Here is a 25,655-nt window from a genome sequence, read left to right on the forward strand (position 1 = left end):
AGGACCGGTGAATCCGATGGCCGAGCAGTTCGTCGGCTCCGGCTGGGCGTTTCCGCTGCGTATCGGCCCCACCGGAGGCATCGCCCTGGTCAGCGGGGAGCGCGAGGTCGAAGAAGCCATCCGGCTCGTCCTGGCGACCGCCCCCGGCGAGCGGCCCATGCGCCCGGAGTTCGGCTGCGCCATCCACGACCTGGTGTTCGCGCCGGTCAACGAACAGACCGCGGGCCGGATCCAGCACGAGGTGTATCTGAGCCTGGACCGCTGGGAGCCGCGCATCGAGGTGCACGAGGTCGAAGTCACCGCCGGCGAAGACCAGAACGTGCTGTACATCGACGTGCGCTACGCGATCCGCGGCACGAACAACCCGCGCAGTCTCGTCTTCCCCTTCTACGTCATCCCCTCCCACGAGGAACCGGGAGCCGCGGAGAGGTCCGACGGCCCCGGCTCCTTCCCCGAAAGCGACCGCTGATGTCCCTGCAGAGCCCGAACCTCGACGACCGCCGCTTCCAGCAGTTCGTCGACGACGCCAAGCGCTACATCCAGCAGCGCGCCCCGGAGTGGACCGACCACAACGTCTCCGACCCCGGCGTCACCCTCGTCGAGACGGTCGCGCACATGGCGGACCAGATCGTCTACCGTCTCAACCGCGTCCCGGAGAAGAACCACCTGGCCTTCCTCGATCTGGTCGGCATCACGCTGTTCCCGCCGTCCGCCGCGCGCACCGACGTCACGTTCTGGCTGTCCGCGCCCCGCGAGGAGCCGGTGGCCGTGCCCGTGGGCACCGAGGTGACCACCCTGCGCACCGAGAGCGAGGACGCCGTCGTCTTCGCCACCGAGCACGCCCTGCGGATCGTCCCTTGCATGCTGCGCCACCTGATGGTGCAGCACCCCGGCGAACCCGTCACCGACCGCACCGCCGACCTCGCCGAGGGCAGCGACGTCCTGTGTTTCGCCGAGGCACCCCGGCCCGGTGACAGCCTCCTCTTCGGGCTGACCGCCGCCGTCCCGCACTGCGCGGTCGCCCTCGAACTCGACAGCCGCGTCGACGGCGTCGGCGTCGACCCCCGCCAGCCGCCCCTGGTGTGGGAGGCGTGGACGGCGGACGGCTGGCAGCCGTGCGAGGTGCACCGCGACGGCACCGGCGGCCTCAACCGGCCCGGCGACGTGGTCCTGCACATCCCCGGCGGCCACGTCCTGTCCCGCAACGGCGGCCACGAGGCGGGCTGGCTGCGCTGCCGCGTCACCGAACCGGCCGCCGACCAGCCGTTTTACACCACCTCGCCGACGGTGCGCTCCGGCGACGCCTGCACGATCGGCGGCACCACCGGCGTCGTACACGCCGACACGGTCCTCGACGAGGCGCTCGGCGAGGCCACCGGCCTGCCCGGCCAGCGGCTGCGCCTGGCCCACGCGCCCGTCGTCGGCGACGACCCGCCGGTGCTGCTCCAGACCGCCGAGCACAACGGCTGGGAGGACTGGCAGGTGGTGCGGCACTTCGCCGAGTCACGGCCCGACGACCGGCACATCACCTTGGACGCGACCACCGGCGACATCGCCTTCGGCCCCGCCGTACGCGAGGCCGACGGCACTCTGCGCCAGTACGGCCGGGTCGCGCCCAAGGGCGCCGTCATCCGCGCCCGCCGCTACCGCACCGGCGGCGGCCGCGCCGGCAACGTGGCGCGCGGCGCCCTGAGCGTGCTGCGCAGCTCCATCCCGTACGTCACCGCGGTCGTCAACCGGGAGGCCGCGCACAGCGGCGTCGACGGTGAGACGGTCGAGGAGGCCAAGGTCCGCGCCCCCATCACGCTGCGCGCCCAGGAGCGCGCCGTGACCCTGCGCGACTACGAGGAGCTCGCCCGCCGCGCCGCACCGGAGACCGCCCGCATCATGTGCCTGGAGGGCAAGCTCGACGAGTACGGGGCGCACGCGGTGCGCGTCCTGGTCGTGCCGCAGGCCGTGCCCGACCCCGGCGGGCGACTGCGCTTCGAGCAACTGGTGCCGGGCGACGCCTTGTTGGAGCGCATCACCCGCCATCTCGACGAGCGCCGCCTCATCGGCACCCGGCTGGCCGTCGGCCCGCCCTACTACCAGGGCATCACGGTGGTGGCCACGGTGCACGCGTTCCGCGGGGTGGAGACCGACCGCGTCCGCCGGGCCGCCCACGACGCCATCTACCGCCACCTCGACCCGCTCACCGGCGGCGCGGACGGCCGGGGCTGGCCTTTCGGCCGCCCCGTCCAGGCGGGCGAGATCTTCGCGGTCCTCCAGCGGGTGCCCGGAGTCGAGCTGGTCGACGAGGTCGTGCTGCACCCGGCCGACCCCCTGACCGGCAAGCGCGGCGACCGCACCGACCGCATCGACCTGGAGCCCTCCGCCCTGGTGTTCTCCTTCGACCACCGCGTACGGGTGATCGGGGACGCCTCGTGAGGACGACACGGCGGCCTTCACGGCCCCTGCCCGAGCAGGGGCCGCAGTACCCTGAGGGCGGCCGCTCATGAGGGGCTCCATCGACGGCCTCGGCTCCTCGGCGCCCATCGGGATGATGCTCCCGGCCGTCTTCGCCGACGACCACCTGGCGCAGAAGTTCGTCGCGGGCCTCGACGAGGTCCTGGCGCCGATCCTCAACGTCCTGGACTGCCTGGACCGTTACTTCGACCCGGCACTCACCCCGGCCGACTTCGCCCAGTGGCTCAGCATCTGGGTGGGCGCCGAGACGGACGGCATCGAATCCGAGGCACGGCTGCGCGCCGCCGTCGCCGCCGCTGCCGCCCTGCACCGGGTGCGGGGCACGCGCCAGGGCCTGTCGGAGGCGGTCCGCCTCGCGTTCGGCACCGCACCGGACATCACCGAAAGCGGCGGCGCGGCCTGGAGCGCGCGCCCCCGCGGCCCGATCCCCGGCAGCCCCCGCCCCCAGCTGCACGTGGCGCTGCGACTGCCCGACCCCACACCGGCGGACACCCACCGCCTGGACGCGCTCGTGGCCGCCGCCCGCCCCGCCCACATGCCCTACTCCGTCACCGTGACCGCCATCAGCGCGGCCACCTCCGCCGAAAGGACTCTGGAGTCATGACCAGGCAGAACTGCACCGAGTGCGACGCCCGCGTGGAACCCGGTCAGTCGTTCTGCGACGCCTGCGGCGCCGTCCTCAGCTGGGACGCGGCCGAAGCGCGCGCGGCCTCCGGCAACGGGGCCGGCCCGGGCTCCGCCCCGGCGCCCGGCTGGGACGCCTTCGCCGGCCCGACCCGTACGACGCCCTCCGCCGCCGCCGGCCCGGCGCCCGCCCCCGCCACCGGCCCGGTGCCCGCCCCGGCCAGCGACCTGCGGGCCACCGGCTCCGGCCTGCCGCGCCGCCCCCACCCGGGCGACACCGCCGAGCCCGCGGCCACCGGGGGACAGCACCACGACCCGGCAGCGGGGGCGGCTGCCTGGCCCGCGCAGCCCACCGCCCACCCCGACCTGACGGACACGGCGCCCAACGCCCCGGTGCCAGGCGGCCCGCCGCCCAACGCATCCGCCCCCGCGTACACCCCCGGCCCGGACACCGTGCGCTCCCTCCTGGTGCCGGTCTCGGACCCGCAGGCCGCACCGCCGCCGGCCGTCAACCCGGTCCTGCCCGGACGGCCCGAGGCGCAGCGCCCCCGCGTACGCGTCCCCGGGCAGCAGCCGCCGGCCGGCAACGGCCCGCCCTGTCCGTGGTGCGCCACCCCGAACCGGCCCGATCGCCACTTCTGCGCGCGCTGCGCGATGCCGCTGGCCGAGCGCACCGACCAGACGCCCGGAACGCTGCCGTGGTGGCGCCGTCTGATGGGCCCCGGCCGCAACCAGACGCCCTGGGCCGGCGAACGCCCGCGTCTGCGCCGGGTGTTCGACCACATCGGCTCCTGGATCATCGGGATCCTCGTCGTGACCGCGCTCATCTTCGCCGCGGTGAATCTCCCCGACGGCATCCAGGCCACGCGCGACCACTTCGCCAAGCGTGCGCCGGTCGAGCCGGACGAGATCCGGGCCTCGAACGCGTACGCGGGCCATCCGGCGAAGCTGGCCTTCGACAAGCTCAACAACACCTGGTGGGGTCCGGGGGTCGCGGAGTCGGGCCAGGGCGAATGGATCGAAGTGCGCTTCACCCAGCCCACGCGCCTGCTCGACGTCATCCTCACGCCGGGCGTCTCCACCCGCGCCGACGAGCTCGGCAAGTCCGCCCTGCCCCACCGGGTCAAGGCCACGGTCACCAGGAAGGACGGCTCCACGGCCACCCGCGACCTGACCCTGGACCCGGGCCCCGGCGGCCAGCGCCGCTCCTTCCGCGTCGGCGAGGTCACCCGGGTCCGCTTCACCGTCGAGTCCGCCCACGCCGCATCGGCCAAGAAGCAGGTGGCCATCGCCGAGGTCGAACTCTTCGGCCGCTCCAACGGCAGCCGCACCTGAACGAGCGACCCCGCCGGGGGAGGAGCGGACGGGAAGCCAGGGCCGGGCGACGAAGAACCCGGCGCCTATGAGGTGAGGGGGAGCGCGGCGAGTTCCTGCCAGCCCTCGGGGGCGAGGGCGACCACGTGGACGGCGGACACCTCGGTCACGATCGGCAGGTGCTCGGTGACGCGACGGGCGATGACGGCGGCGGTGTCGGCGGCCGCGTCCAGGGATACGGTCAGGTGCACCGCCGGGTCGGAGCCGAACCGCCCCTCGTAGGGGACCTGTTGGGGAAACGCCGTCCGAACGGCGGTGGCCAGCGGGCGCAGTTCGGGCACCGGAATGCCGATGAACCCGCCGTCCCCCTCGACCTCGGTCAGCCGCAACGAAAGGGGGCCGCCCTCCGGGGCGGCCACCGCCAGGGCAGCCCGCAGCCGCCGCAGTTCGCCGGCGCCGACCTGATCGGCTGGGAGCCACGGGTAGAGCAGCGTCGCGTGGGCGGGCACGCCGGGGCGTACCACTCGGGTATCCAGCTGGGCGGCCGCTTCCAGCAGAGGGTCGGCGTCCGGCAGCAGGACCAGGACAGCGGTTGTTCCCGGTACGGGCATCGTCGCCCTCACCTCGTCTTCCGTGTCGAGTTACGCCGCGACCCCCTGCAACAGAGCGGCGTGATCCACATAAAGTACCGTCTTATGTCTCACCCTCAGATGCGCCCCAGCGGCCACACGGGCCGGCGTCTTGGCCTGATGGCCGTCGGCGCGGCCACCCTCTGCACCCTCACCGCGTGCTACCCCGGTACGGGCGACTCCGCGAAGGACGCCACCCCAACTGCCTCGCAGGCCCCGAAGAAGCTGCGTCTTGGCCAGCCCGGCCCGGAGCAGGAGATATCCAGCTACAAGAAGAACGCCAAGTTCGTGTTCACGCCGACGAAGGTCGTCGAGGGCAAGCCGGACGACCTCGACGAACTCGATGAGCCCAAGAAGTACGCGGGCAAGAAGGTCGTGTGGGTCTACGTCAACGCCCGCCATGTCGGAGGCGACACGCTCAAGCCGCCGCCACCGATGATGAGCGACGTCAATGTCGAGACCGCCGCGGGCCCGGGCACGAAGTTCATCCTGATCGGCGCCCTCAGCAGTACGCCGAAGGACTGCAAACTTCTCAACGGTGTCAAGGAACTCGGGACTGAGGACGTGTGGAAGAAGGGCGAGGAGCGCACTGTCTGCGATCCCTATCTCGTCCCTGAAGGAGCCACGGTGGACAAGGTCACCTACTCCCAGGGGTTCTACAACGAACCCCTCAAGTGGACGGTGAAGTAACAGGGGCCCCATCGTCTTCCGCAGGCGGGCCCTTTCGTGATCGACTCTCGCTCCACGAGCGGGATGGGGGCCTCCGTGACGAGAGAACAGCCGAGAAGACGCAGGACGGTGCGCAGCATGACCCGCGCCGGGATGAGCGTGACCTTCGTGCTGCTCGTGGCCGGTTGCAGTCCGCCCGAGCGCCCGCTGGTGGCCATCGGCAAGGGCCCGGACGCAGAGATATGGGCGCTGCTGCGGACCTGCTCGGACGACGATCCCCTGCGGGAGGTCGAGCTCAGCAGATATGACGAGAAGGGCGACGCGGTGGAACCGGGGGCTCTGGGCGACTGGTCGGCCCGGCCTTCCGGTCCGATCAACGGTGAGAAGCGGGTCAGCCTCTTCAGGCTCCCGCGCGGCTGGCAGGGCGAGGCGGTCTCCGCCGTGAAGCTGGCCTCGAAGGGGGAGTACTCGATGAGTTTCACCGTCGGGCCGGACGAGGTGGTGCGCTATAAGGGCGTCGTCCATTTCACGGCCGCGGACGTCCGGAGCCTGGCGCCCGGGCAGTGGTGGGCGGACGGAAAGGCCATGAGCCGCGCGGAGTTCCGGGCGACGGCCGACGACGCCTGCTGAGGACGCGAGCGGCCCATCGTAGGTACCTCCGGTACCGCGCGTGACACGAGAAACCATGACGGACCGAACGGAACACGATGGCAGGCAACGATGACGGCAGACCCGGCGCGGACACCCCCGACGTCTACCAGCGGGCCATGGCGCCGAACAGCTTGTCGCCGCGCACGTCCGTGGTGATGTCCCTGGTGATCGCGGTGCTGCTCGGAGCGTTGTCGGGGCTCGTGATGGTGCCCGCGGCCCTGCATCTGCGCTCGCTCCAGGACGGGGAGCGGGCTCAGGCGAGGTTGCACCAGAGCGGTTCGTGCATGGCCGGGAACTGCCAGGTCGCCTTCGAGGTGGACGGCCGGACCGTCGTGGCCGATCTGCCGGTGGGCAGCGGCGGCGGCAAGAGCAGTGTCGGGGCCGAGTTGACGGTGCGATATCGGGCGGACGATCCGCAGACGGTTGCCCGGGATGAGGACGTCGGGGGTGGTGGCGCCGCGCTGTTCGCCGTCCTGTCAGGAGCCTTCGCGCTCCTCTTCCTCGGTGTGGCGATCGCGATGGCGATCTACTCGGTCAGACGGCGCCGCGCGGACGGCCCACGCCACCAGGACGGCGAAGCCGATCCCGGCTCGTAGGCCCCCGTCGGGTCGCCTAGCGTCCTTGACCTCTGGCCGGTCGTTCCTGCTGCCGTACCCGCCGCTTCATCACGAGCGCGGGGATGGCGAGCGCCAGCAGCACCGGGATCGCGGCGGCGATCCCGAACCAGAGAAAGAGCGCCAGATAGCCGTAGGCGGCGTCGTTCGTATCCGCGTCCGCCTTCACCAGGAGGACCAGGCTGGCCACGAAAGCGAGGGCCATGAGCCCCGCGACGGCGAACGCGAGTCCGAGCAGGATGCTCGCCCGACGCCGGTACCGGGCACCGGGGCCCTGCCATCGCGGCGGCCCGTAGCCACCCGGCTGCCACAGCGGCGGCCCGTAGCCGTCGGGCGGAGGCGGCGAGGGCGTCATTTCTTCGCCGCGTCCCAGGCCCCGGCATGGAAGCTGCGCAGGAGGGCGATCAGCGCGGCCCCGAGCCGCCAGTCGACCCCCGGAGCATGTACGTGAAGTTTGTCGCCCTTGGACCTGAACTCCAGCGGGACCTGCCCGTTCGCGCGCCACCGGATGCGCCGGGGTGCCCGTGCGAAGCCGCCCTCATTGCCGGGAACGCTGTCGAAGACGGAGACCAGCAGGACCACGGTCATCAGGGGAAGGAAGAGCCACCACATCCACCACCACACGATCCTCCCCTTGAACCCGACCGCTTCGGGGCCGCCGGCCGGCTGCACGGTCCAACGGGTGCGCCACCCCCTGCCGCGGAGCGCCTTTTCGCGGGTGAGCGTGCCGATGACCTCGCCGTGCGCTCCGAGCACCTGAAACCTTGCCACGCCGCTGCCGGCCGACGAGGTCACCACGGTGGCCACCCGCTCCCGGCGCTGGTCGTCGGACCACAGAACGAAGGAACGGGCACCGCTGCCGCGGGCCGAAAGGTACGCGGGCGTGCCGCCCGGCGGCAGCTCGCGCTCCACGTACACGGCCGACGGCGCCGGCCCCGACGTGTCGGAGAAGCTGACCAGGCTCGCCACCCTCGTCTGCCCCCGGCTGTCGACTCGTTCCGGCCCGCCGTACAGGGTCAGGACGTTGCTGCTCATCCGGCGTGCTCCAAGAGGTAGGGGTGTGCCCGGGCCGGATCAGTCTGGCCGAACACCCCTCCGAGGGGTAGCCCGGCCAGGGCGGCGTTGCAGACCTGGGACGAGAACCGCGCGAACCTGCCGCGCGTGTCGGATCTCCGCCGTCGGCGTCAACCGGCACCGTGAGCTCAGGACGGAGGTGCGGCGCGGATTCTTTTGGAGTTGATGGTCCGCGGATGTCGAGAACGCGTGACCGGCTCCGTCCCCGGAACATCAGTGGCCACCACCGGCCGTACGGCGAAGAAGGAGAGACCAGCATGGCGATTCAGCGGATGGACAATGTCGGCATCGTCGTCGAGGACATGGACGCCGCCATCGCGTTCTTCGTGGAACTCGGTCTGGAGCTGGAGGGCAGGGCGGAGGTCCAGGGCCTCGTCGCCGACCAGTACACCGGGCTCGACGGCGTCCACTGCGACATCGCGATGGTGCGGACCCCCGACGGTCACAGCCGCCTCGAGCTGGCGAAGTACCGCAGCCCCGCGGCGATCAGTGGCGGGCCGCGCAACCGGCCGCACAACATCCTGGGCACGCACCGCGTCATGTTCGCCGTCGACGACCTCAAGGACACCGTGGCCCGGCTGCGCCCGCACGGAGCCGAACTCGTCGGCGAGATCGCCCGGTTCGAGGACAGCTACCTGCTGTGCTACCTCCGCGGCCCGGAGGGCATCATCGTCGGCCTGGCCGAGCAACTGCACTGAGAAGGCCGACGGAGCACCACGATCGAGGGCCCCCCGGGGCGGGCAGCGCCGGTTGACCTTGACACGGTGACAAGGTCTTCACTGCTTCCCCAGGAGGTGGTCCCGATGACCATGACGAGACAGGACACGGACGCGGCACGAGCGCTCCACGGCCTGGAGGACGGTCGTGCGTCCGTACGGCTGCGGGCCGCTCTGGCGCTCGGCACGGCACCTGACCCACGCCATGTCGGCACGCTCGTCGAGCGGTGCGCGATCGAGCCCGAGTTCTTCGTCCGCGACATGCTGACCTGGGCGCTCACCCGCCATCCGGTGTCCCTGACACTGCCCGAGCTGCTGCGGGAAGTCCGCTCGCGGCGCGCGCAGGCACGCAGCCAGGCACTGCACACCCTGTCCAAGATCGGGGACCGTCAGGCGTGGCCGACGATCACACCGGAGCTGCTGTCCGACGCCGACACCGAGGTGGCGCGCAGCGCCTGGCGGGCCGCGGTCGTGCTCGTGCCGCAGGGGGAGGAGTCCTCCTTGGCCACGGCCCTGGCGACACAGCTCGGCCGCGGGGAGCGAGACACGCAGCTGAGCCTCAGCCAGGCGCTGGTCGCACTGGGAGAGGTGATCGTGCCGGTTCTCCGGGCGGCGACGACAGCCGAGGACCCACGCGTACGTGCGCACGCGCAGGCCACCCAGCGCCTGCTGCGCGACCCGGATGCCGGGTTCGAGCCGGCGATCGAGGAGGCCAAGCGCTGCGTGGCCCTGTCCGAGGCTCCGCGGGACGGACAATAGGAACCGTGTTGATCGGTGAGGTGGCCAGACGGTCCGGAGTCAGTGCCCGCATGCTCCGGCATTACGAATCGCTGGGCCTGGTGCGGCCGTCGGCTCGGACGGGCTCCGGCTACCGCGAGTACTCCGCGCAGGACATCCGGCGGATCTTCCACATCGAGAGCCTGCGGTCGCTGGGTCTGTCGCTGCGCGAGATCGGGCGCGCGCTCGACGACCCGGGATTCACGCCCTCGGCGCTCGTCGGCGACCTCATCCGCCAGACACGCGAGCGTATCGAGGCCGAGACCGAGCTGCTCACGCGGCTGCACCGGATCGACGCGGCGGACCCCACCGCCTGGCAGGACGTCCTGCGGATCGTCACGCTCCTGCAGGCGCTGGGGTCGCACGACGCCGACGCCCGCCAGCGCGCCGCCCTCTCCTCGGCCGGCGAGGTTCCGGTGCCGGTGGAGGCCTTGGTCGAGGCGGCGCTGAGCGAGAGGGAGCCGAACGTCGCCGGCGCCCTGCGCTGGGCGCTGGCGCAATCGGGCGACGGCGTCCCCACGCTGCTGGCGAAGGGCCTTGGCGACCCGGTGGCCGCGGTACGGAGACGCGCCGTCTTGTCCCTCGCCGAGCTGCCCGGCGAGGAGACAACCGGGTACCTGCGGGACGCACTCACGGATCCCGACGCCGAGGTGCGCGGGTCTGCGGCGCTGGCGCTGGGGACACGCGGCGGGACCGATGCGGTCCCCACGCTCATCGACATGATCGTCGAGGGGCGGAACGACACCGACGCGGCCGATGTCCTGAGCGAGCTCGCGGGCGACACCGCGACGGCCGATCAGATCGCGACCAGACTGGTCGACCGCCTCACCCACGACACCTCCGCCCCGCCGGCCCGCGGGCGGCTGACCCAGGCCCTGGCGGACATCCCGGGAGCGACGGCTTCCCGCGCCCTCGTGCAGCTGTCGCAGGACCAGGACCGGGCCGTCGCACTGACGGCCACCTACCTTCTTCGACTCCGTGAAGCGCGGTGACGGATGGTCCCACCGTGTCGCGGGCGGCTCACGGCTCCGACCCCTTCGCACCGGGGTGCACGCCACGACGACGGAACGCCGCGCGGTACTCCCTGGGCCGCAGGCCCGTGTGCCTGGCGAACACGCCGCTGAACGCTCCCGGATCGCGGTATCCGACCTCGGCGGCTACACCGGCGACGGTCTGGTCGGTGCTCTCCAGCAGATGCCTGGCTCGGCGCACCCGGGCCGCGTGCAGGTAGGCCAACGGTGTCTCACCGGCTTCGCGGCCAAAGCGGCGGAGCAAGGTCCTGGTGCTGACGTGGAACTCATCGGCCAGGGCGGGCAGGTCGTAGCGAGTGCGGAGGTTCTGGTCGAGCCACCGCTTGACGCTGAGCGAGAACTCCCTGCCCGGCGTCGGTATGAGCGCGGAGTCGACGTACGGGGCTTGGGTGGAGCGTGCGTCGTCGACCAGAGCGATGCGCGCGGTGCTCCGGGCCACGCGGGGACCGTCGTGCGCGCGGATGAACTGCAGCGCGAAGTCGTACATGGCGCTGAAGGCCGCGGTGGTGGTGACCCCCCGGTCGGTGACCACCAGGCTCTGGGGGCGCAGGCGGACATCGGCGTAGCGGCGGGCGAACCGGTCGGCGAACAGCCAGGACGTGGTCGCTTCCCGCCCCCTGAGCAGTCCGGCTTCGGCCACGAGGAAGGCACCCACGCAGATCGAGACGACAGCGGCTCCCGCTGCCGCCTGTGAGCGGATCGCCGAGACCTCCGGTCCCAGATCCGCGATGATCGCCGCGATGTCGGTGGTGGGTGACGACTCGAAGCCCGGCACGACCAGCACATCCACGGGACGCATCGCCGAGACGTCGAGGACCGAGCCCCCAGACGCGACCACCTGCCTCCGGGGCGACACGATCGACGTCTCATAGGCGGGCTCGTGCACGCCGTGAGCCGCGGCGACATGAGTGGCCATCGTCAGCAGGTCGGGCACGCCGAAGACCTCCGACGCGAAGCAGCCGGGGTAGGCCAGCACCCCCACGCGCAGCGCACTCATGCCATTCCCCTCCGCCCCGTGGAAGGGTGGCGATATTACCCGGACACATGGCGATCTCGCCGCTTCCCCGGAGAGCGCCCACTCGCCATCATCTCGATCATGACAACGGTGCGCGGACAGAACGATCCTCTCGACGACTTCCTGCGGAGACAGGTCGGTGTCGACGGCGTCGACAAGACGGTGTACGTGGCCGGATCGGGACCGGCGGTCGTCCTCATGCCGGAGATGCCGGGCATCAGTCCCGACGTCGCGCGGTTCGCCCGCTGGGTGCGCGCGGCCGGGTTCACGGTGTACCTGCCGTCCCTGTTCGGCGTCGACGGCGCCTATCCGCTGGCCGAGGCACGCGAGAGCGTCGTGCGACGGGCCTGTGTCAGCGCCGAGTTCCGTGCGTTCGCCGGGGGCGGCACCAGTCCCGTCGTCTCCTGGCTGCGCGGCCTGGCCCGTCTCGCGCACGCGGAGCACGGGGGGCCCGGCGTCGGCGCCGTCGGTCTGTGTTTCACCGGCAACTTCGCACTGACCATGGCGCTCGAACCCGCCGTCATCGCCCCGGTGGTCAACCATCCCTCGCTTCCGCTCGACGACCCCGGCGGTCTGGAGATCGGCGAGGAGGACGCTGCCGCGGTGGCGGCCCGTGTGGCGCGCGACGGCCTGAAGGTCCTCGCGTACCGCTTCGACAAGGACAGCTGGTGCACCGGCCGGCGGTTCGCCGCCTACCGGGCGTTGCTCGGGGACGCGTTCGACGGGAGGGTGCTCCAAGCCGAGACGGCGAACGCCGACCCTCCGCCCTTCTTCCGTGACGTCGTCGGCTGCGCCCACAGCGTGGTCACGGCACATCTCGTGGACCAAGAGGGCCACCCCACGCGGCAAGCCCGCGACGAGATCATCGCCTTCCTGTCCGACCGGCTCGGACCGCAACGCACCTGAGCTCTACAACTGGGGCAGCGCCTGTGGCCTTTGTGTCAGGAGCGGGTGGCGGTCGCGCAGTCTTTGCCGTTTCGCGGGCCGTCGTTCGTGTCGACCGGTTTGCTGCGGTCGTAGGGGTCCACCTGGCGGCTTTCGTCGCTGGACTGCTCGTCGCCGGTGGCGAACGGCGGCACGAAGTAGCCGGTCGGGGCCGAGCAGCCGCCGTTGGTCATGTCGAGGGTGTAGGAGACGAGAGACATCGTGCCCGGTTCGGTGACGACCTTGGCCGGGTCGTCCCAGCTCATCACCACTTCGCGCCGCACGATGGTCCGGACGACCTCATCGTCCCGCCCGCCGTCGCCCGCTCGGGCGACCGGGTAGACGAAGGTGACGTCCGCCGTCACCTCGAGTGCCCCTCGCTTGCCCTCCCGGTAGGTGAGACGGCCCCGTGTCTTGACCACGTCACCGACCGGCCGGGCCTGTGCCGGCCGGAAGCGGCTGAACAGCAACAGCGGGTCGGTCGTGGCGGTGGGCTTCGTCGTCGACAAGGCGGTACGGAGGTAGTCCTGGACGTCCTGCTGGTGCGGGTTCAGCAGCGCGATCGCCTTGGTGGGCCGCTCGCCGCGCAGTACGCGTGCATCGAGCCCGGCGGCCACCAGGAAGTCGCGGCTCGTGCGCAGGGCCCGCTCCACTTGGGCGGTGTCCATCCAGCCGGTCGCCTTGGCCGGGGGAACGTGGATCCCCGCTGCTCCGTCGGCCCACCGGGCGGCGGGCGAACCCCGGAAGGGTTCGGCGCGGGTGGCGCGCAGCCGCGGCTCGGCGTCGGGCGCCTTGCCGGGGCTCTGCGACTCGGCGGCCAGCGGCGTCTGATCCTGGCCGGCGTCCTCGCCGTCGAACCAGCCGACGAGCTGCTGCCCGAAGAGCGCTGCCGCCAAGAGCGCCACGGCTGCCAGCAGCCCGGCCACGTAGCGGCCCGTCCTGCGCCGGGGCCGGGCCGGCGTGTACGTACGCCAGCCCTCCGGCTGCCCCTCGCTCTCCCGCAGCCGCCGCTCCAGGGCACGAGCGCGCGCCGACGGCTCCACCGGTGCCTTGGCCTCACCCGTCACCGATTCACGGAGGAACCGCTCCCACTCCTCGTCGGACACGGACGACCCGTCCTGCCCCCCGGCCTTGCTCACACGACACTCCCGTTCTCGCTCGATGCGTACCCCCGGCGCCTCGATCCCCTGACCAGCCGAGCGTGCAGCGGCCGATCGAGAGCCGCCCGCATAATCGCACGGGCAAGTCGCCTGCCTGCACGGGGCGGTGGTGTGGTGTCAGGTTGTCGCGATCTCTGCCGGTACGGGAGGACGCGGCTGTGCGGCCGTGGAGGCTATGCCGGCGTGGGCAGGGTGAGGATGTCCGCCCCGTCGTCCGTGATGGCGATGGTGTGCTCGCTGTGCGCCGTCCGGCACCCCGTGGCGCTGCGCAGTGTCCAGCCGTCGGCATCGGTGACGAGCGTGGCGGTGTCGGCCATGACCCAGGGCTCCAGGGCCAGGAGCAGTCCAGGACGCAGCGTGTAGCCCCGGCCGGGCCGTCCGTTGTTCGCCACATGCGGGTCCTGGTGCATGGTCGATCCGATGCCGTGACCGCCGAATTCCAGGTTGATCGGGTAGCCGGCCTCGCCGAGGACCGTGCCGATGGCGTGGGAGAGGTCGCCGATGCGTGCTCCCGGCTTGGCGGCGGCGATGCCGGCGGCCAGCGCGCGTTCGGTCGTCTCGATCATCGCGACGCTCTCGGCCGGCCGGGCCTGGCCCACCAGGAAGCTGATCGCGGCGTCCGCGGCCACTCCGCGCAGCGAGACGGCCAGGTCGAGGGTCAGCAGGTCGCCGTCGGCCAGCGTGTAGTTGTGGGGGCGGCCGTGGAGCACGGCGTCGTTGACGGCCGTGCAGATGTAGTGGCCGAAGGGGCCGCGGCCGAAGGACGGCGCGTAGTCGACGTAGCAGGACTGCGCGCCCGCTTCGGTGATCATCTCCTTGGCCCACTGGTCGATGTCCAGAAGGTTGGTGCCGGGCGTGCTGCGCTGCTTCAGCGTGTGCAGGATGTCGCCGACCAGTGCGCCGGTGCCCTTCGCCCGCTCGAGCCGGGTGGAGTTCAGGATCTCAATCATGGGGGGCCTCTCCCGTGTTTCCAATAACTATACCGGTCTAACTGTACCGGTATTAGAATGGGCTCATGGTCAGGTTGCCGCTCACTCCCGCCGAGGTCGAACGCGGACAGCGCCTTGGCGCCCTGCTCCGCCGGGCCCGGGGCTGCCGCTCGATGCTCGACGTCGCGCTCGCCGCGGGCATCTCGCCGGAGACGCTCCGGAAGATCGAATCCGGCCGCGTGGCCACCCCCGCCTTCCCGACCATCGCCGCGATCGCCGGCACGCTCGGGTTGTCCCTCGACGCGGTCTGGGCCGAGATCAGCCAGGCGGGTCGTGCCGTCGACGACCGCTCGGACCTGCCCGTCGCCCGGCCCGCGCTGTTCGCCTCGTAATCCTCCGTTCCCGTTGCTACTACGGCGCCGTCCGCACGGAAGCGGCGAGTTCGTTGACGTCGCTGGTGGCCGGCACGCGGTGCGGCGCGCCGCCGCGTGCGGCCTGGAGCATGGCCTGTCCGAGCTGGAGGCTCGTGGTCACATGACGCGGCGCGATGCGCCGCAGTGCCGGGTGCGCAGGGCGCGGGCGGCGGCCAGTGGAAAGTCGTGCGCGACGACCCGGTAGTCGGCCTCGGCCCTGCCGACGGCCGAGGTGCCCAGGCAGTAGAAGCAGGCGTCGCAGCCGCTCAGTTGATCGCATCACCGTTCTCGGCGCCAGGCCGGTCGCCGACGACGGCGAGGCCACCTTGGGCCGCGCCGACCAGGGCGAACTCACCGGCTTCCTCGCCCGCCTGATGGACACCGTCGCCCACAGCCACGCCGTCAAGGCGGCGGCCTACGCGCTCAACGCCGACCATGCCGCGCACCCCGCCCTGCGGGACGTGGAGACCCGCGTCGCCCGGGCCCTCGGCCGGCTCGTCCGCGCCGCACAGGAACAGGGCGCCCTGCGGCCCGACTGCACCGTCGGCGACCTGTACCTGATGTTCTCCACCTTCCCCGCCGACCAGCCGCCCGCTGCCCGGTCCCGCCGGCTCACCCTCCTCCCCGCAGGGCGCACCGCCCGCTGACGGTCCCGGGCGCAAACTCGCCGGACAGGCGCAGACGGCTCAACCAGCCGAAATCTGTGCGACCCGGGTCTCGGTGGGAGGGTGGGGCGAAGAGCAGGAAGCGCAGCCATCGGCCCTGCCGCGGTCAACGGGTCAAGTCCCGTACTACGCCAACCAGTTGATGCTCTGGCGCTATCGCCGAATGGTATCGGTGCCAACGAGCCCCGCCTTCCCGATACTCGTCCCGACCACAGGCCGCACCCGCAGGCCCCGGTCCCGGGATCCCGGGCATCTCTGTGCCCCGAGGGTCCCGGCTGCCCTCGGCCACGCAGGCCACCGGACATCGGGAAGGATCACACCCCCATGAACAGATCCCGCACCAGCCTCGCCATCCTCGGCGCCGCCGCACTCGTCGGATCGCTGGCTGCCGCGCCCTCGGCGTTCGCGGCGCCCACGACCGACACGTTCAAGTCCTCCGCCACGAACGCCACCTCGGCGTACGCGGGTTCCGCCGAGGACCAGGCCGCCAACCGGGACTTCTTCGCCGCCGTGATGAAGTCGGCGCTGAAGAAGCAGGCGGCGCAGCCGGGCATCCAGGTCGTCACCGTCCGGTACCGCACGAGCCGGGCGCCGAGCTTCCGCAGCCAGATAGCCCAGAGCACACAGATATGGAACTCGTCCGTCAGCAACGTGAAGCTCCAGGAGACCACCTCCACCGCCGACTTCGAATACCGCGAGGGCAACGACTCGCGCGGTTCGTACGCCTCCACCGACGGGCGCGGCCACGGCTACATCTTCCTGGACTACCGGCAGAACCAGCAGTACAACTCCACCCGTGTCACGTCCCACGAGACGGGGCACGTGCTCGGTCTGCCCGACCACTACTCGGGCCCGTGCAGCGAGCTGATGTCCGGCGGCGGCCCCGGCACGTCCTGCACCAACGCCTACCCGAACGCGCAGGAGCGCCAGCGGGTCAACAGCCTCTGGGCGCAAGGGATCGCCACCCTCCAGGACAAGGGTGAGCTGACCAAGGTCCGCTGACCTCGCACCCCACCGCCGGACGCTCCGTCACGTCCCGCGACCGGCCTCCCTGCCGACCCGGCCGCGTGCGACGCGCTCTCTTCTCCGACATGGGCCTGCACCCTCAGGAGACGAAGGCGCGCCGCCGCGGCCGGTGGCTTCCCCGACGGCTCTCAGGGACCAGGCGCCAGGGGCCGGGCGGCAGGGGAGCTGGGGGCTCCACGCCCCTTGCTCACAGATTCTTCAGTCGATGCAGAACTCGTTGCCCTCGATGTCCAGCATCGGGATGCACGATTCGTTCTCCTCGTCGGCGTAGAGCGTTTGCACGTGGGTCGCACCGAGCGCGACCAGTCGTGCGCACTCGGCTTCGAGCGCGGCGAGACGCTCGTCCCCCACGAGACCGGTGCCTACCCGGACGTCGAGATGCACCCGATTCTTGACGATCTTGCCTTCGGGGACGCGCTGGAAGTACAGGCGCGGGCCCACGCCCGAGGGATCACTGCAGGCGGACCATGCCCCCCGCTTCTCGGGAGGCAGGGTGTGATGGAAATCCTCCCAGGTGGCGAACCCCTCCGGTGGCAGCGGTAGGGCGTAGCCCAACACGTCGCACCAGAAGCGAGCAAGGCGCTCGGGCTCTGCGCAGTCAAAGGTGACTTGGAACTTCTTGATCGCCGACATCGGCGCACCGTACCGCGCAGCAGGGAGACGTGCCGCTCATTTTCCTGGGAGGAGCCGCGCGACAGTCGTGTCTGCTGAGTTGCCTTGGATCCCACGTGGTCAAACCGTCGCGGACAACCCCTCAAGCAAGGCCGCCGTTGCTCATCAGCAGTTGTCCGTTGATCCACTGGCCTTCCTTGGAGCACAGGAAATCCACGAGGTGCGCGGTGTCCTGTGGTGTGCCCAGGCGGCCGAGCGGGGTGTTGCGGGTGCAGTGGTCGCGGACGTCCTGGGGCATCCAGCCGGTGTCGACCGGCCCTGGGTTGATCACGTTGGCGGTCACGCCGAGGTGGGCCAGTTCGTGGGTGGCGGCCAGGGTGATGCGGTCCAGGGCGCCCTTGCTGGCTCCGTAGGGCAGGTTGCCGACGGTGTGGTCGCTGGTGAGACCGATGATCCGGCCGGTTCCGTGGTCGGCGGTGAAGCGGCGGCCGAACTCGCGGATGAGCAGCCAGGTGGCGCGTGCGTTGACGGCGAAGTGCCGGTCGAAGCTCTCCACGGTGGTGTCCATCAGGCCGGAGTCGACCGACTCGCAGTGGCACATCACCAGTGCGGTGACGGCGCCCAGTCGTTGTTCGGCCTCGTCGAAGACGCGGGCCGGAGTTTCCGGGTCGGCGAGATCCGCCTCGATTGCGGTGGTGGACGCGCCGTGCTCGGCCAGCGCCTGGCTGATCACTTCGGTTGCGCCGGGCTCGCTGCCCCAGCTCATGCGGTCGTCGTAGGGCCTCCAGTAGGTGAAGGCGATGTCCCAGCCGGATGCGGCGAGCCGACGGGCGATGCCGGCGCCGATGCCGATCGTGCGGCCCACGCCAGTGATCAGAGCGAGCGGACGGCCGGCCTCAGGTTCTTGGTCGAGGGTGGGCTGGTCATGATCCATGTTCGTCGTCACGGTCAGGAATGGTCCACGAACGCCACCACGGCGGTCAATCACTTTCCTGCGCGAGCGAGGGAGGCAGGGGAAGAGGAGATGCGGCTCGTGCAAAGCCCGTCACACATGCTGCTGGAGTCGCTCCGCACTCTGCGCAGGAGTGTCGTAGTAGCCGGGCTGCGCCACCAGGACTGAGTTGAAGTAGTAACCCTGCTCCTCTTCTGGCTCATCGTCGGCTACGAACGGGCGCCAGAAGCTCAGCAGCAGGTCCTGGGCGATGAACGAACCGGCCTCGTCGGGATCCTCCTCGATGGAGGTGAACTCACCCACGCCCCGGACGGCCTCTCGTGCCGGGAGTGCGAACACGTCCACACCCTGGAAAAGCACGCGGTCCGTGGTGGCCGACGGCCGCCCCAGTTCGATGGCTTCGAGCGTGTCGCGCACACAATGGAGGTCGATCATCAACCCGCTCGGGCGGAAGAGGTGCCGACCTGGCCTCACGGCCTCCGATCGTGCGGAAAGATCGCGGAACGACTCCAATGCCGCGCCGGCCGCGTGCCGAGTCATCCCGATCCGCAACGGGCCGACGCCGGTCGGTGGGGCGAGGTGGAAGTCCATGGGGACATGATGCCGCTGCGGCTCGGAAGCCTGGTAGGCGGCGACCGCGCGGTGGGCGCGCGGTGCTGTGGAGGCAGCGGGCCCACCGCGGTGCCGCAGTACCGTGAAGAGGAGAGCGTTAGGCGGCGAATGCCCATTCCGAGGGGACGCCGGTCATCGCGTCATCCGAGGTTCGGTCCTCGCAGCGCTCACAGGTCTCCGCCTGGGCGCAAGCTTGCGGTTGCGTCGGCGTGGGTTGGGGATTGCGTGCGGTCAACCAGACCGCGATGTAGGCAGGCCCGGCCGTGATCAACGCCACGGCTATCTCGGTGAAGGCCATTGGTCTCACCCCCCAGGCACACGTTCGTGTCCCACTCATTCTAGGGGCGGACATGGAGCCGTGAGCCGAGGGGAGGTGACTGGGGCCGGATAGGGACCCGTACATGGCTGGATGCGGATACTGAACCGCACCCGTGTGCGCAGTCGGATTCCGTCCGTCCGGTCAAGGGCGCGCGAAGGCGGCTGCGACACCCTTACCGCGGGAAGGGCGGTCGGCGGTCTACCGGATCTGAGCCGAAGCGTGCACGACGAAGGCGTTGAGGGCAGCGTGTGCTTCGACCGACTGCGTCCGCAGCTCTTCGCGATCCGCTGCGCGGTGCAGAGCGCCGATCATGCCGATGGTCCGCTCGGCTCGCGCATGCAGGTCATTGTCCGGTGCGAGCAGGCGGAGTTGGTGTACGGCTTGGAAGGCCTGGCCGCGGATCCGGAAGGCTTCCGCTTTGGCTGCCACGTGCGCCGGACTGTTCTGTTCCTCGTGCTGGCGGTGCCACCAGTCGTGCTGGCTGCGGATGTATTCGTTGGTCGCGGCGGTGAAGGCGAGGACGGCGTTGCGACGCTCGCTCCGGTCGGCCACACGCTTCTGGAGCTGATACCCGAGCAGTGAACCAAGGAGTGTTCCCGCCACGGCGATGAAGGTCGTAAGAACCTGATCCACGCTGCCAGTTGACCATGTGCGGGGGAGCAACACCAGGATGTGCCGCAGCGCGAAATCGCCCGTCCCACATGGATTGCGTGAAGCCGGGCCGGGCGTTCCCTCTCTGAAGCCGGGGTCACTGCTCGCTCGTGCGGGAGCTCGCGGGGCGTGGCAGTGGTTGGCGCCAGTCGCCGAGCCACGCGAGGAGGAGCCGGCGGGCGAGAGCGCGTATGTCGTCCCACGCCGGGTCCGTGGTCAGGGCAGTGCCCCACGGGCCGCTGCGACCGGCGGCGTCGATCTCACCGAGGCGACGGTCAAGGGCCCGGAGGCCGTCCAGGTCCGTAGTCCCGAGTGCTCCGCGCCGCGCGAGTCCTTCGGCGAGGCGGCACAGCAACCTCACCTCGTCGACGACGTCCCGCGTCTTCAGCCCACGCTCGCCCAGCCAGGCAAGCTGATCCTGGACATCGGCCGCGAGCAGGGCCATGAGACGCAGCGTCCAGGTGCGCAGATTCGCGTCGCCGAGATCGTTCATTCGTGCAGGGTCGCACCTGCTTCCCGTGATCGTCTTCGATGGCGTGGACAGGAGGCGACGGCCGGCGCTGACGACTGGTGACCTGCCCGCAACATGTGGCGCTTGGCCCCCACCGGGGCAGGCGCTGCGGCGGTCCGGGCAGCGGACGAGTCGCCGACCGGGCCGCCGCCGCGTGACGGCGTCGCTCAGTTGCGTACGAAGTGGAAGATGCCCCAGGTCAGGTGTCCCTGACGGCCGCCGTCGATCCAGTGGCCGAGGCCCTTCTTCATCTGGACCAGATAGTCGTGGCTGATCTGACGGGCCAGGCCGTCTGCCTCCTGTCGCGCTGTTTCCTCGAGGACGCGCGTGTAGTGCGTGACCAACTGTTCGCCGTGTTCCTCGAAGCCTCCGTCGGTGCCGTCGGTGCCGTCGGTGTCGTCGGCGGGAGTGAAGCCGAGTCGGCCCAGTTCCTGGCGGTAGAAGGCGGGGGAGCCCATGTCGTCCAGGTGGATGCGGTCGAGGATGGGCTGGAGTACGCCCGCCGGGCAGTCGTCGGTGGCCATCGGGTCGGTGAAGATCAGATGGCCGCCGGGCCTGAGGACCCGGGCGATCTCCTCCAGGACCTTGACGCGGTTGCCGCTGTGCAGGAAGGCGTCCTGGGACCAGACGACGTCGACCTCACCGTCTCCGTAGGGGATGTCCTCGAAGGAGCCGTCCACGACATCGATGCGGTCGGTCAGGCCGCGCCCCGAGTTGAGCTCTTTGTGGCGCCGGTTCTCGACCTCGCTCAGGTTGAGCGCGATCACCCGGCAGCCATGCCCTCCGGCCAGCTGACGGGCGGAGCCGCCGTAGCCCGAGCCGAGGTCGAGGACCACCGACTCCGGGGTCAGGGGCAGCTTGTCCGCCATGCGCCGGACCGTGCGGCGGCTGGCGTCCGCGATCGGTTCGTCCGGGCTTGAGTAGAGGCCGATGTGGATGTCTTCGCCGCCCCACACCTTGGCGTAGAAGGTGTCCGCGTCGTGCGAGTTGTAGTAGCTGCGGGCGGTGCCGACCGCGCCGGTGTAGCGGCCGGCCTGCTCGTCCTCCGTGCGGTACTCCTTCTCCGCCACGTGCACGAAGAAGTCCGGCTGCTCGCCGCGGTAGGTGTGCTGGAAGTCCCCGTAGGTCTCCACCCGCTGGAAGCCCACGTCCGTCATGAGTTTTCTGGTGTACTCCTTGCGCAGCGGGAACATGTTGAGGTGGTACACGGAGTCGTCCGGAAACTGGTACCGCATCCGGCACAGCCCCTCGTCCACGTACTCCGGCTCCACGGCGACGTCCTCGCCGCAGTAGTAGAACTTGTGCTTGCTGGTGTAGCCGTCGTCCAGGATCGCGTCGTAGTTGCGCTGGTCGAGGACCAGAATGCCGTCGTGCTTGAGCATCGCGTAGAACTCGGCGAGCGCCTTGCGGCGGTCGCGTTCCGAGAACAGGTGCGTGAAGGAGTTGCCAAGGCAGACGATGGCGTCGTACTCGCCGTGCACATCGCGGTTGAGCCAGCGCCAGTCGGCCTGGACGACCCGCATGATGTGGCCGCCCCTTTGCATGCCGTTCGCGAAGGCCACGGCCAGCATCTCGGCACTGCCGTCGGCGCTGACCGTCTCGAAGCCCGTGGCGAGCAGGCGGACCGAGTGGAAGCCGGTGCCCGTCGCGACGTCGAGGACGCTTCGTACTCCCCGCTTGCGCAGCAGGTCGATGAAGAAGGTCCCCTCGCTTTCCGCCCGTTTCTCCCAATCTATGAGGGAGTCCCACTTCTCGACGAAGCTGGGTACGTATTCCTCCTTGTAGTGGCCGGTTTCTCGTACTTCAACAGGGTTGTCGCCAAATTCCTGGGCCGGTTGCACGATGATGGAGAACCCTTCGATCGGGGGATTCTTCTCTCTTATGCAGGTCACGTCCGGACAATGACTGTTTCGCTCTGTTGTGTCCCGGAGTCGCTCGCGGCGAGGGTGCGGAGGCATTGCTATCCACACCGGCGGAAGCCATTCCTCCAACTGCCGTATACATGAGGGGAGCTGACGAGAAACCGCCACCGGGGCTCACGGTGGGGCGTCAGGGTGCGCCGCATCGCGGCAGTCGGGACGGCGCAACCGGTTGCCGCTCCGTCAGGAGTGGGTGTGGTTGGTCATGCCGCCAGGCGTGTTCCGCGGCGCCAGACGGCGCGGGTGTTGAGGGTGTCGCTGATGTCGGTGGTCGGATCGCCGTCGACCAGCAGGAGGTCGGCGCGCAGCCCCTCGGCGATGCGGCCCCGGTCACCGAGGCGGAAGCGCCGGGCCGTGGTGGCCGTGGCCGCGCGCAGGGCCCGTGCGGGGGTGAGGCCGGCGGCCACCAGGTATTGCAGTTCGTGGTGCAGGCTCGCTCCGTGGGCCAGGCCGCCGAAGAACGTCTCGGCCATGGAGGCGTCGGTGCCGGCCAGTACATCGACGCCGGCGGCATCCAGGGCGCGCACGGTGTCGTGCACGTCGGCCAGCTTGCCCTGCGGGTAGCGGTTGTAGCTGGAGCGCAGGGTCTGGTCCCATTTGCCGTCGAGGCGTGCGGCGACCCGGGGGTCGTCGGCGAGTGCGCCGCCGGTGATCCCCATCATCGAGGCGTTCAGGGTGATGCAGGGGATGACGAACATGCCCGCGTCCTTGATCAGATCGATGATCTCGGGGGTGTGCGGCTGGTCCATGAACACGTGGGTGAGGCCGTCGATGCCCGCTTCGGCGGCCATTTTGGTGGCCTCCACGGTCAGCGCGTGGGCCACGGTCAGGGCGCCGTACTTCTTGGCCTCGGCCACACCGGCGTTGACGGTGGCCTGGTCGAGCGAGGGCAGCCCGGGGTGGCCCTCCACGCTGCCGTCGTCGATCATGAACTTGATGAAGTCGGAGCCCCGGCCGAGGAGTTGGGGCACGAAGGCGGCGGCCTCCTCGGGGGTGGTGGAGAACGGCATCAGGGGCATCACCGGGGGAAGGTCCCACTTGGGCCGGAACCCTTCGGGCATCAGCTCGCTCGGGTGGCCGCCGGGCGGTGTGATGGCGAAGCCGGATGAGCGCACGTCGGCCAGGGAGTCGTCGTCGGTGACGGCCGCCCGGTTCTCCCGGGTGTTCATCCCCTGCATCTCCAGTTCGGTCGTCACCCCGAACCGCAGGGCCAGCGCCAGAGAGCCCGGGGCGGAGTGGACGTGGGCGTCGATGAGTCCCGGCAGCAGGGTGGCGCCGCTGCCGTCGACGATCTCGCTGCCCTCGGGGGCGTCGCCGCCGATGCGGACGATCCGCCCCGCGTCCATGACCACGGTCTGGACGCCGAGCGTCTTCTCTCCGTCAAAGATCTGCGCGTTGGTGATCGCGGTGAGTGCCATAGCGGTGCGCCTCGGTTCCTCGCTCGTCCACAATTTACATACCTGATGCTATGTACTTGTCTACGGGTATGCAAATGTGCGGCGGGGATCTAGACTCGGTCACATGAGCAGCGCGTCTTCCTGTGGGCAGCCCTCCGACGAGCAGGCGCTGGACCAGATCGGCCCGGCACTGTCCCGTCTGCGCCGACGCGCACCGGCATCGAACAAGGACCTCTCCCGCAACCTCGTACTCAATGTGATCGCCGATGCGCCGGGCGAGATGACGGTCGGCGGCCTCGCCGCGGAGATGGGCGTCGCCCAGCCGGTGGCCAGCCGGACCGTCACCGCCTGCATCGAGGAGGGCCTGGTGTGCCGGGCGGCCTCCCAGGCCGACGGACGCCGCACGGTGCTCGAACTCACCGAGCACGGCGAGGCCGAACGCGACCGCTTCGCCGCCGAGCAGCGACGTGCGTTCCAGGAGATCACCGCTGCCTGGTCGCCGGAGGAACGGATCCAGTTCGCACGCCTTCTGGCCCGATACGGGGCCGACGCCACTGCCTGGTCCAAGAAGCGGGCCGCAGGCCGCGACTGACGGCGCGGCGGCCAACTGAACGCGCAACTGCCGCAACGCCTCCCGCGGGCTGCAGGACTGCGGGAGGCGTTGCGGCTCAAGCTCAAGGAGCCTGCGGCAGCTGGCGCTTGTGGTCGGTCAGGCGGTAGCGGTGGGTGATCTTTTCGAAGGTCGGCTCGTCCACCGGCTTGCCTTCGAGGAAGTCGTCGATGTCGTTGTAGGTCACTCCCAGGGCGTCTTCGTCGGTCTTGCCGGGGGAGAGGCTCTCCAGGTCGGCCGTCGGGGACTTCCACACCAGCTCGGCGGGCGCGCCCAGCGCGGTGCCTACGGCGCGTACCCGGCGCTTGGTCAGGCCGGTCAGCGGGACCAGGTCCGCGGCGCCGTCGCCGAACTTGGTGAAGAAGCCGGAGACCGCCTCGGCGGCGTGGTCGGTGCCCACGACCAGGCCGTCATACGCGCCGGCCACCGCGTACTGGGCGATCATGCGCTGCCGGGCCTTGACGTTGCCCTGGACGAAGTCCTGGTGGGAAGCGTCCCGGAAGGTCACTCCGGCCGCCAGCGAGGCCTCCAGCGCCGCGTCGCTCGCGGGCTTGATGTCCACCGTCAGCACCTGGTCGGGCTGGATGAAGGAGAGCGCGAGCTGCGCGTCGTGCTCGTCGGCCTGGGTGCCGTAGGGCAGCCGCATCGCGTAGAACCGCGCTTCGTGCCCGGCGGCCCGGGCCCGCTCGACGGCGAGCTGGCACAGGCGCCCGGCCACGGTGGAGTCGACGCCGCCGCTGATACCCAGCACGAGGGCGCGCAGCCCGGTGGAGGTCAGCCGCTCGGCGAGGAAGGCTGTCCGGCGTTCGATCTCCTCCTCGGCCTCGAAGGTCTGGGCGACCTGGAGGTCTCGGGCGATCTCCTGCTGAAGGGCGATGGACGCCGGCTCGCTCACGTCTGCTCCTTTGTTCCGGTTCATGGTGTGCTGTGCGAAACCCTAGCTTCCGGTGCGCGCCGGGCACCGTCGGCCACCCGGCGGCCCGTGTCCCCTTCGACCGTGGCGTCGCATCACCGTGTCGCGGACGGCGAAGATGCCGCTGGGCTCGCCTTCACCTGCAGGTTCCCCTCTTCCCTCGAGGCAACCATCGACGCGCGGAGCAACCGGTCACCAAGGCGCCCGGGCCGCGCTCGCGCCATGAGCACCCAGCCGGTCACCCGGGTCAGGAGGCCCGACCCGCGCGCCCGTGACCGGGCGGACCTCTTGACCCGGGTGACCCAAGCCACTAGTTTGCGGGGGCTGTCGGCCTGTCACTAGCGAAAGGGGGCGACCAGCGGATGAACACCAACTCTGATCTCGGTCGTCTCGCCCAGCGCACGGTCTGGGTTCCGGGTCGGATCGCCCACGGCGCCTGAGTACGCCGCTTCGATGTGCCCG

The 25,655-nt window shown here is 70.7% G+C and carries 30 protein-coding genes; 15 read left to right on the forward strand and 15 right to left on the reverse strand.

The window, feature by feature from the left end; all coding sequences use genetic code 11:
• Positions 1 to 16 precede the first annotated feature (16 nt).
• The 4 genes from QBL25_RS41190 (at position 17) to QBL25_RS41205 (ending at position 4,425) form a co-directional block, all read left to right on the forward strand.
• Entirely contained in the window at positions 17 to 469 is a 453-nt protein-coding gene (locus tag QBL25_RS41190) for a GPW/gp25 family protein (RefSeq protein ID WP_409062095.1), read from the forward strand.
• Positions 469 to 2,427 (forward strand): putative baseplate assembly protein, encoded by a 1,959-nt coding sequence (locus tag QBL25_RS41195; protein WP_409062096.1) that lies wholly within the window; start codon positions 469 to 471, stop codon positions 2,425 to 2,427. The genes QBL25_RS41190 and QBL25_RS41195 overlap by 1 nt, the downstream gene beginning before the upstream one ends.
• A gap of 67 nt (positions 2,428 to 2,494) precedes the next feature.
• On the forward strand, positions 2,495 to 3,070 hold the full coding sequence (locus tag QBL25_RS41200) for a phage tail protein (protein ID WP_409062097.1): 576 nt from the start codon (positions 2,495 to 2,497) through the stop codon (positions 3,068 to 3,070).
• Positions 3,067 to 4,425, forward strand: a complete 1,359-nt coding sequence (locus tag QBL25_RS41205; RefSeq protein WP_409062098.1) for an NADase-type glycan-binding domain-containing protein — start codon at positions 3,067 to 3,069, stop codon at positions 4,423 to 4,425. The genes QBL25_RS41200 and QBL25_RS41205 overlap by 4 nt, the downstream gene beginning before the upstream one ends.
• Positions 4,426 to 4,490: 65 nt before the next feature.
• On the opposite strand, the gene QBL25_RS41210 is transcribed toward QBL25_RS41205, so the two are convergent.
• Positions 4,491 to 5,015 (reverse strand): 2'-5' RNA ligase family protein, encoded by a 525-nt coding sequence (locus tag QBL25_RS41210; RefSeq protein ID WP_409062099.1) that lies wholly within the window; start codon positions 5,013 to 5,015, stop codon positions 4,491 to 4,493.
• Positions 5,016 to 5,099: 84 nt separating this feature from the next.
• Between QBL25_RS41210 and QBL25_RS41215 the strand changes: the two genes are divergently transcribed.
• The 3 genes from QBL25_RS41215 (at position 5,100) to QBL25_RS41225 (ending at position 6,949) form a co-directional block, all read left to right on the forward strand.
• Positions 5,100 to 5,723 (forward strand): hypothetical protein, encoded by a 624-nt coding sequence (locus QBL25_RS41215; RefSeq protein ID WP_409062100.1) that lies wholly within the window; start codon positions 5,100 to 5,102, stop codon positions 5,721 to 5,723.
• A 117-nt stretch (positions 5,724 to 5,840) separates the two neighbouring features.
• On the forward strand, positions 5,841 to 6,332 hold the full coding sequence (locus QBL25_RS41220) for a hypothetical protein (protein ID WP_409062101.1): 492 nt from the start codon (positions 5,841 to 5,843) through the stop codon (positions 6,330 to 6,332).
• A 77-nt stretch (positions 6,333 to 6,409) separates the two neighbouring features.
• Entirely contained in the window at positions 6,410 to 6,949 is a 540-nt protein-coding gene (locus QBL25_RS41225) for a DUF3592 domain-containing protein (protein ID WP_409062102.1), read from the forward strand.
• A gap of 16 nt (positions 6,950 to 6,965) precedes the next feature.
• Here the strand turns inward: QBL25_RS41225 and QBL25_RS41230 are convergent, their stop codons facing one another.
• Complete coding sequence (locus tag QBL25_RS41230) at positions 6,966 to 7,322, reverse strand: hypothetical protein (RefSeq protein WP_409062103.1); 357 nt, start codon at positions 7,320 to 7,322, stop codon at positions 6,966 to 6,968.
• Entirely contained in the window at positions 7,319 to 8,002 is a 684-nt protein-coding gene (locus tag QBL25_RS41235) for a hypothetical protein (RefSeq protein WP_409062104.1), read from the reverse strand. Before QBL25_RS41235 ends, QBL25_RS41230 begins: the two co-directional genes overlap by 4 nt.
• Before the next feature lie 296 nt (positions 8,003 to 8,298).
• On the opposite strand from QBL25_RS41235, the gene QBL25_RS41240 reads away from it, so the two are divergent.
• The 3 genes from QBL25_RS41240 to QBL25_RS41250 all read left to right on the forward strand — a co-directional run bounded on the left by QBL25_RS41240 (position 8,299) and on the right by QBL25_RS41250 (position 10,526).
• Positions 8,299 to 8,739, forward strand: a complete 441-nt coding sequence (locus QBL25_RS41240) for a VOC family protein (RefSeq protein ID WP_409062105.1) — start codon at positions 8,299 to 8,301, stop codon at positions 8,737 to 8,739.
• 105 nt (positions 8,740 to 8,844) lie between these two features.
• A complete protein-coding gene (locus tag QBL25_RS41245) occupies positions 8,845 to 9,516 on the forward strand; it encodes a HEAT repeat domain-containing protein (protein WP_409062106.1) in 672 nt (223 codons plus the stop codon).
• A 5-nt stretch (positions 9,517 to 9,521) separates the two neighbouring features.
• Positions 9,522 to 10,526, forward strand: a complete 1,005-nt coding sequence (locus tag QBL25_RS41250; protein ID WP_409062107.1) for a HEAT repeat domain-containing protein — start codon at positions 9,522 to 9,524, stop codon at positions 10,524 to 10,526.
• A 28-nt stretch (positions 10,527 to 10,554) separates the two neighbouring features.
• On the opposite strand, the gene QBL25_RS41255 is transcribed toward QBL25_RS41250, so the two are convergent.
• Positions 10,555 to 11,562, reverse strand: a complete 1,008-nt coding sequence (locus QBL25_RS41255; protein ID WP_409062108.1) for a GlxA family transcriptional regulator — start codon at positions 11,560 to 11,562, stop codon at positions 10,555 to 10,557.
• 99 nt (positions 11,563 to 11,661) lie between these two features.
• Here QBL25_RS41255 and QBL25_RS41260 point away from each other — a divergent pair, with 99 nt between their 5' ends.
• Positions 11,662 to 12,486: a dienelactone hydrolase family protein gene (locus tag QBL25_RS41260; RefSeq protein ID WP_409062109.1), complete on the forward strand. Its 825-nt coding sequence runs from the start codon at positions 11,662 to 11,664 to the stop codon at positions 12,484 to 12,486.
• Positions 12,487 to 12,521: 35 nt separating this feature from the next.
• Here QBL25_RS41260 and QBL25_RS41265 read toward each other — a convergent pair whose 3' ends face one another.
• Positions 12,522 to 13,610 carry a hypothetical protein gene (locus QBL25_RS41265; RefSeq protein ID WP_409062954.1) on the reverse strand — a complete coding sequence of 363 codons (1,089 nt, stop codon included), beginning with the start codon at positions 13,608 to 13,610 and terminating at the stop codon, positions 12,522 to 12,524.
• 227 nt (positions 13,611 to 13,837) lie between these two features.
• Positions 13,838 to 14,614, reverse strand: a complete 777-nt coding sequence (map, locus tag QBL25_RS41270) for a type I methionyl aminopeptidase (RefSeq protein WP_409062110.1) — start codon at positions 14,612 to 14,614, stop codon at positions 13,838 to 13,840.
• Between the two features lie 65 nt (positions 14,615 to 14,679).
• Here map and QBL25_RS41275 point away from each other — a divergent pair, with 65 nt between their 5' ends.
• The gene (locus QBL25_RS41275) at positions 14,680 to 14,985 is read left to right on the forward strand and encodes a helix-turn-helix domain-containing protein (RefSeq protein ID WP_409062111.1); all 306 of its coding nucleotides are present in this window, start codon (positions 14,680 to 14,682) and stop codon (positions 14,983 to 14,985) included.
• 19 nt (positions 14,986 to 15,004) lie between these two features.
• Here the strand turns inward: QBL25_RS41275 and QBL25_RS41280 are convergent, their stop codons facing one another.
• Entirely contained in the window at positions 15,005 to 15,127 is a 123-nt protein-coding gene (locus tag QBL25_RS41280) for a hypothetical protein (RefSeq protein WP_409062112.1), read from the reverse strand.
• Positions 15,128 to 15,332: 205 nt separating this feature from the next.
• On the opposite strand from QBL25_RS41280, the gene QBL25_RS41285 reads away from it, so the two are divergent.
• Both QBL25_RS41285 and snpA read left to right on the forward strand, forming a co-directional pair.
• Positions 15,333 to 15,653 (forward strand): hypothetical protein, encoded by a 321-nt coding sequence (locus tag QBL25_RS41285; protein WP_409062113.1) that lies wholly within the window; start codon positions 15,333 to 15,335, stop codon positions 15,651 to 15,653.
• 342 nt (positions 15,654 to 15,995) lie between these two features.
• A complete protein-coding gene (snpA, locus tag QBL25_RS41290; RefSeq protein ID WP_409062114.1) occupies positions 15,996 to 16,673 on the forward strand; it encodes a snapalysin in 678 nt (225 codons plus the stop codon).
• A gap of 222 nt (positions 16,674 to 16,895) precedes the next feature.
• Here the strand turns inward: snpA and QBL25_RS41295 are convergent, their stop codons facing one another.
• The 7 genes from QBL25_RS41295 to QBL25_RS41325 form a co-directional block, all read right to left on the reverse strand.
• Positions 16,896 to 17,330: a VOC family protein gene (locus QBL25_RS41295; RefSeq protein WP_409062115.1), complete on the reverse strand. Its 435-nt coding sequence runs from the start codon at positions 17,328 to 17,330 to the stop codon at positions 16,896 to 16,898.
• 121 nt (positions 17,331 to 17,451) lie between these two features.
• A complete protein-coding gene (locus tag QBL25_RS41300; RefSeq protein ID WP_409062955.1) occupies positions 17,452 to 18,243 on the reverse strand; it encodes an SDR family oxidoreductase in 792 nt (263 codons plus the stop codon).
• A 111-nt stretch (positions 18,244 to 18,354) separates the two neighbouring features.
• The gene (locus tag QBL25_RS41305; protein ID WP_409062116.1) at positions 18,355 to 18,852 is read right to left on the reverse strand and encodes a hypothetical protein; all 498 of its coding nucleotides are present in this window, start codon (positions 18,850 to 18,852) and stop codon (positions 18,355 to 18,357) included.
• A gap of 538 nt (positions 18,853 to 19,390) precedes the next feature.
• Complete coding sequence (locus tag QBL25_RS41310) at positions 19,391 to 19,825, reverse strand: hypothetical protein (protein WP_409062117.1); 435 nt, start codon at positions 19,823 to 19,825, stop codon at positions 19,391 to 19,393.
• Positions 19,826 to 19,940: 115 nt separating this feature from the next.
• Complete coding sequence (locus QBL25_RS41315; protein WP_409062118.1) at positions 19,941 to 20,336, reverse strand: hypothetical protein; 396 nt, start codon at positions 20,334 to 20,336, stop codon at positions 19,941 to 19,943.
• 185 nt (positions 20,337 to 20,521) lie between these two features.
• Positions 20,522 to 22,246 carry a methyltransferase domain-containing protein gene (locus tag QBL25_RS41320; RefSeq protein ID WP_409062119.1) on the reverse strand — a complete coding sequence of 575 codons (1,725 nt, stop codon included), beginning with the start codon at positions 22,244 to 22,246 and terminating at the stop codon, positions 20,522 to 20,524.
• Between the two features lie 230 nt (positions 22,247 to 22,476).
• Positions 22,477 to 23,691: an amidohydrolase family protein gene (locus tag QBL25_RS41325; protein WP_409062120.1), complete on the reverse strand. Its 1,215-nt coding sequence runs from the start codon at positions 23,689 to 23,691 to the stop codon at positions 22,477 to 22,479.
• A gap of 103 nt (positions 23,692 to 23,794) precedes the next feature.
• On the opposite strand from QBL25_RS41325, the gene QBL25_RS41330 reads away from it, so the two are divergent.
• Positions 23,795 to 24,262 (forward strand): MarR family winged helix-turn-helix transcriptional regulator, encoded by a 468-nt coding sequence (locus tag QBL25_RS41330; RefSeq protein WP_409062121.1) that lies wholly within the window; start codon positions 23,795 to 23,797, stop codon positions 24,260 to 24,262.
• 82 nt (positions 24,263 to 24,344) lie between these two features.
• Here QBL25_RS41330 and nadE read toward each other — a convergent pair whose 3' ends face one another.
• Positions 24,345 to 25,175: an ammonia-dependent NAD(+) synthetase gene (gene nadE / locus QBL25_RS41335; protein ID WP_409062122.1), complete on the reverse strand. Its 831-nt coding sequence runs from the start codon at positions 25,173 to 25,175 to the stop codon at positions 24,345 to 24,347.
• Between the last annotated feature and the right edge of the window lie 480 nt (positions 25,176 to 25,655).

Source organism: Streptomyces sp. SYP-A7185 (assembly GCF_046103685.1).
GTDB lineage: Bacteria > Actinomycetota > Actinomycetes > Streptomycetales > Streptomycetaceae > Streptomyces.

Coding starts and splice junctions, on each gene's coding strand:
- QBL25_RS41225 (WP_409062102.1), top strand. CDS start 6,410: ATGGCAGGCAACGATGACGGCAGACCCGGCGCGGACACCCCCGACGTC.
- QBL25_RS41300 (WP_409062955.1), bottom strand. CDS start 18,243: ATGGATCATGACCAGCCCACCCTCGACCAAGAACCTGAGGCCGGCCGT.
- QBL25_RS41260 (WP_409062109.1), top strand. CDS start 11,662: ATGACAACGGTGCGCGGACAGAACGATCCTCTCGACGACTTCCTGCGG.
- QBL25_RS41240 (WP_409062105.1), top strand. CDS start 8,299: ATGGCGATTCAGCGGATGGACAATGTCGGCATCGTCGTCGAGGACATG.
- QBL25_RS41275 (WP_409062111.1), top strand. CDS start 14,680: ATGGTCAGGTTGCCGCTCACTCCCGCCGAGGTCGAACGCGGACAGCGC.
- QBL25_RS41210 (WP_409062099.1), bottom strand. CDS start 5,015: ATGCCCGTACCGGGAACAACCGCTGTCCTGGTCCTGCTGCCGGACGCC.
- QBL25_RS41245 (WP_409062106.1), top strand. CDS start 8,845: ATGACCATGACGAGACAGGACACGGACGCGGCACGAGCGCTCCACGGC.
- map (WP_409062110.1), bottom strand. CDS start 14,614: ATGATTGAGATCCTGAACTCCACCCGGCTCGAGCGGGCGAAGGGCACC.
- QBL25_RS41305 (WP_409062116.1), bottom strand. CDS start 18,852: ATGGACTTCCACCTCGCCCCACCGACCGGCGTCGGCCCGTTGCGGATC.
- snpA (WP_409062114.1), top strand. CDS start 15,996: ATGAACAGATCCCGCACCAGCCTCGCCATCCTCGGCGCCGCCGCACTC.
- QBL25_RS41295 (WP_409062115.1), bottom strand. CDS start 17,330: ATGTCGGCGATCAAGAAGTTCCAAGTCACCTTTGACTGCGCAGAGCCC.
- QBL25_RS41330 (WP_409062121.1), top strand. CDS start 23,795: ATGAGCAGCGCGTCTTCCTGTGGGCAGCCCTCCGACGAGCAGGCGCTG.
- QBL25_RS41230 (WP_409062103.1), bottom strand. CDS start 7,322: ATGACGCCCTCGCCGCCTCCGCCCGACGGCTACGGGCCGCCGCTGTGG.
- QBL25_RS41205 (WP_409062098.1), top strand. CDS start 3,067: ATGACCAGGCAGAACTGCACCGAGTGCGACGCCCGCGTGGAACCCGGT.
- QBL25_RS41235 (WP_409062104.1), bottom strand. CDS start 8,002: ATGAGCAGCAACGTCCTGACCCTGTACGGCGGGCCGGAACGAGTCGAC.
- QBL25_RS41215 (WP_409062100.1), top strand. CDS start 5,100: ATGTCTCACCCTCAGATGCGCCCCAGCGGCCACACGGGCCGGCGTCTT.
- QBL25_RS41200 (WP_409062097.1), top strand. CDS start 2,495: ATGAGGGGCTCCATCGACGGCCTCGGCTCCTCGGCGCCCATCGGGATG.
- QBL25_RS41190 (WP_409062095.1), top strand. CDS start 17: ATGGCCGAGCAGTTCGTCGGCTCCGGCTGGGCGTTTCCGCTGCGTATC.
- QBL25_RS41315 (WP_409062118.1), bottom strand. CDS start 20,336: ATGAACGATCTCGGCGACGCGAATCTGCGCACCTGGACGCTGCGTCTC.
- QBL25_RS41220 (WP_409062101.1), top strand. CDS start 5,841: ATGACCCGCGCCGGGATGAGCGTGACCTTCGTGCTGCTCGTGGCCGGT.
- QBL25_RS41255 (WP_409062108.1), bottom strand. CDS start 11,562: ATGAGTGCGCTGCGCGTGGGGGTGCTGGCCTACCCCGGCTGCTTCGCG.
- QBL25_RS41195 (WP_409062096.1), top strand. CDS start 469: ATGTCCCTGCAGAGCCCGAACCTCGACGACCGCCGCTTCCAGCAGTTC.
- QBL25_RS41325 (WP_409062120.1), bottom strand. CDS start 23,691: ATGGCACTCACCGCGATCACCAACGCGCAGATCTTTGACGGAGAGAAG.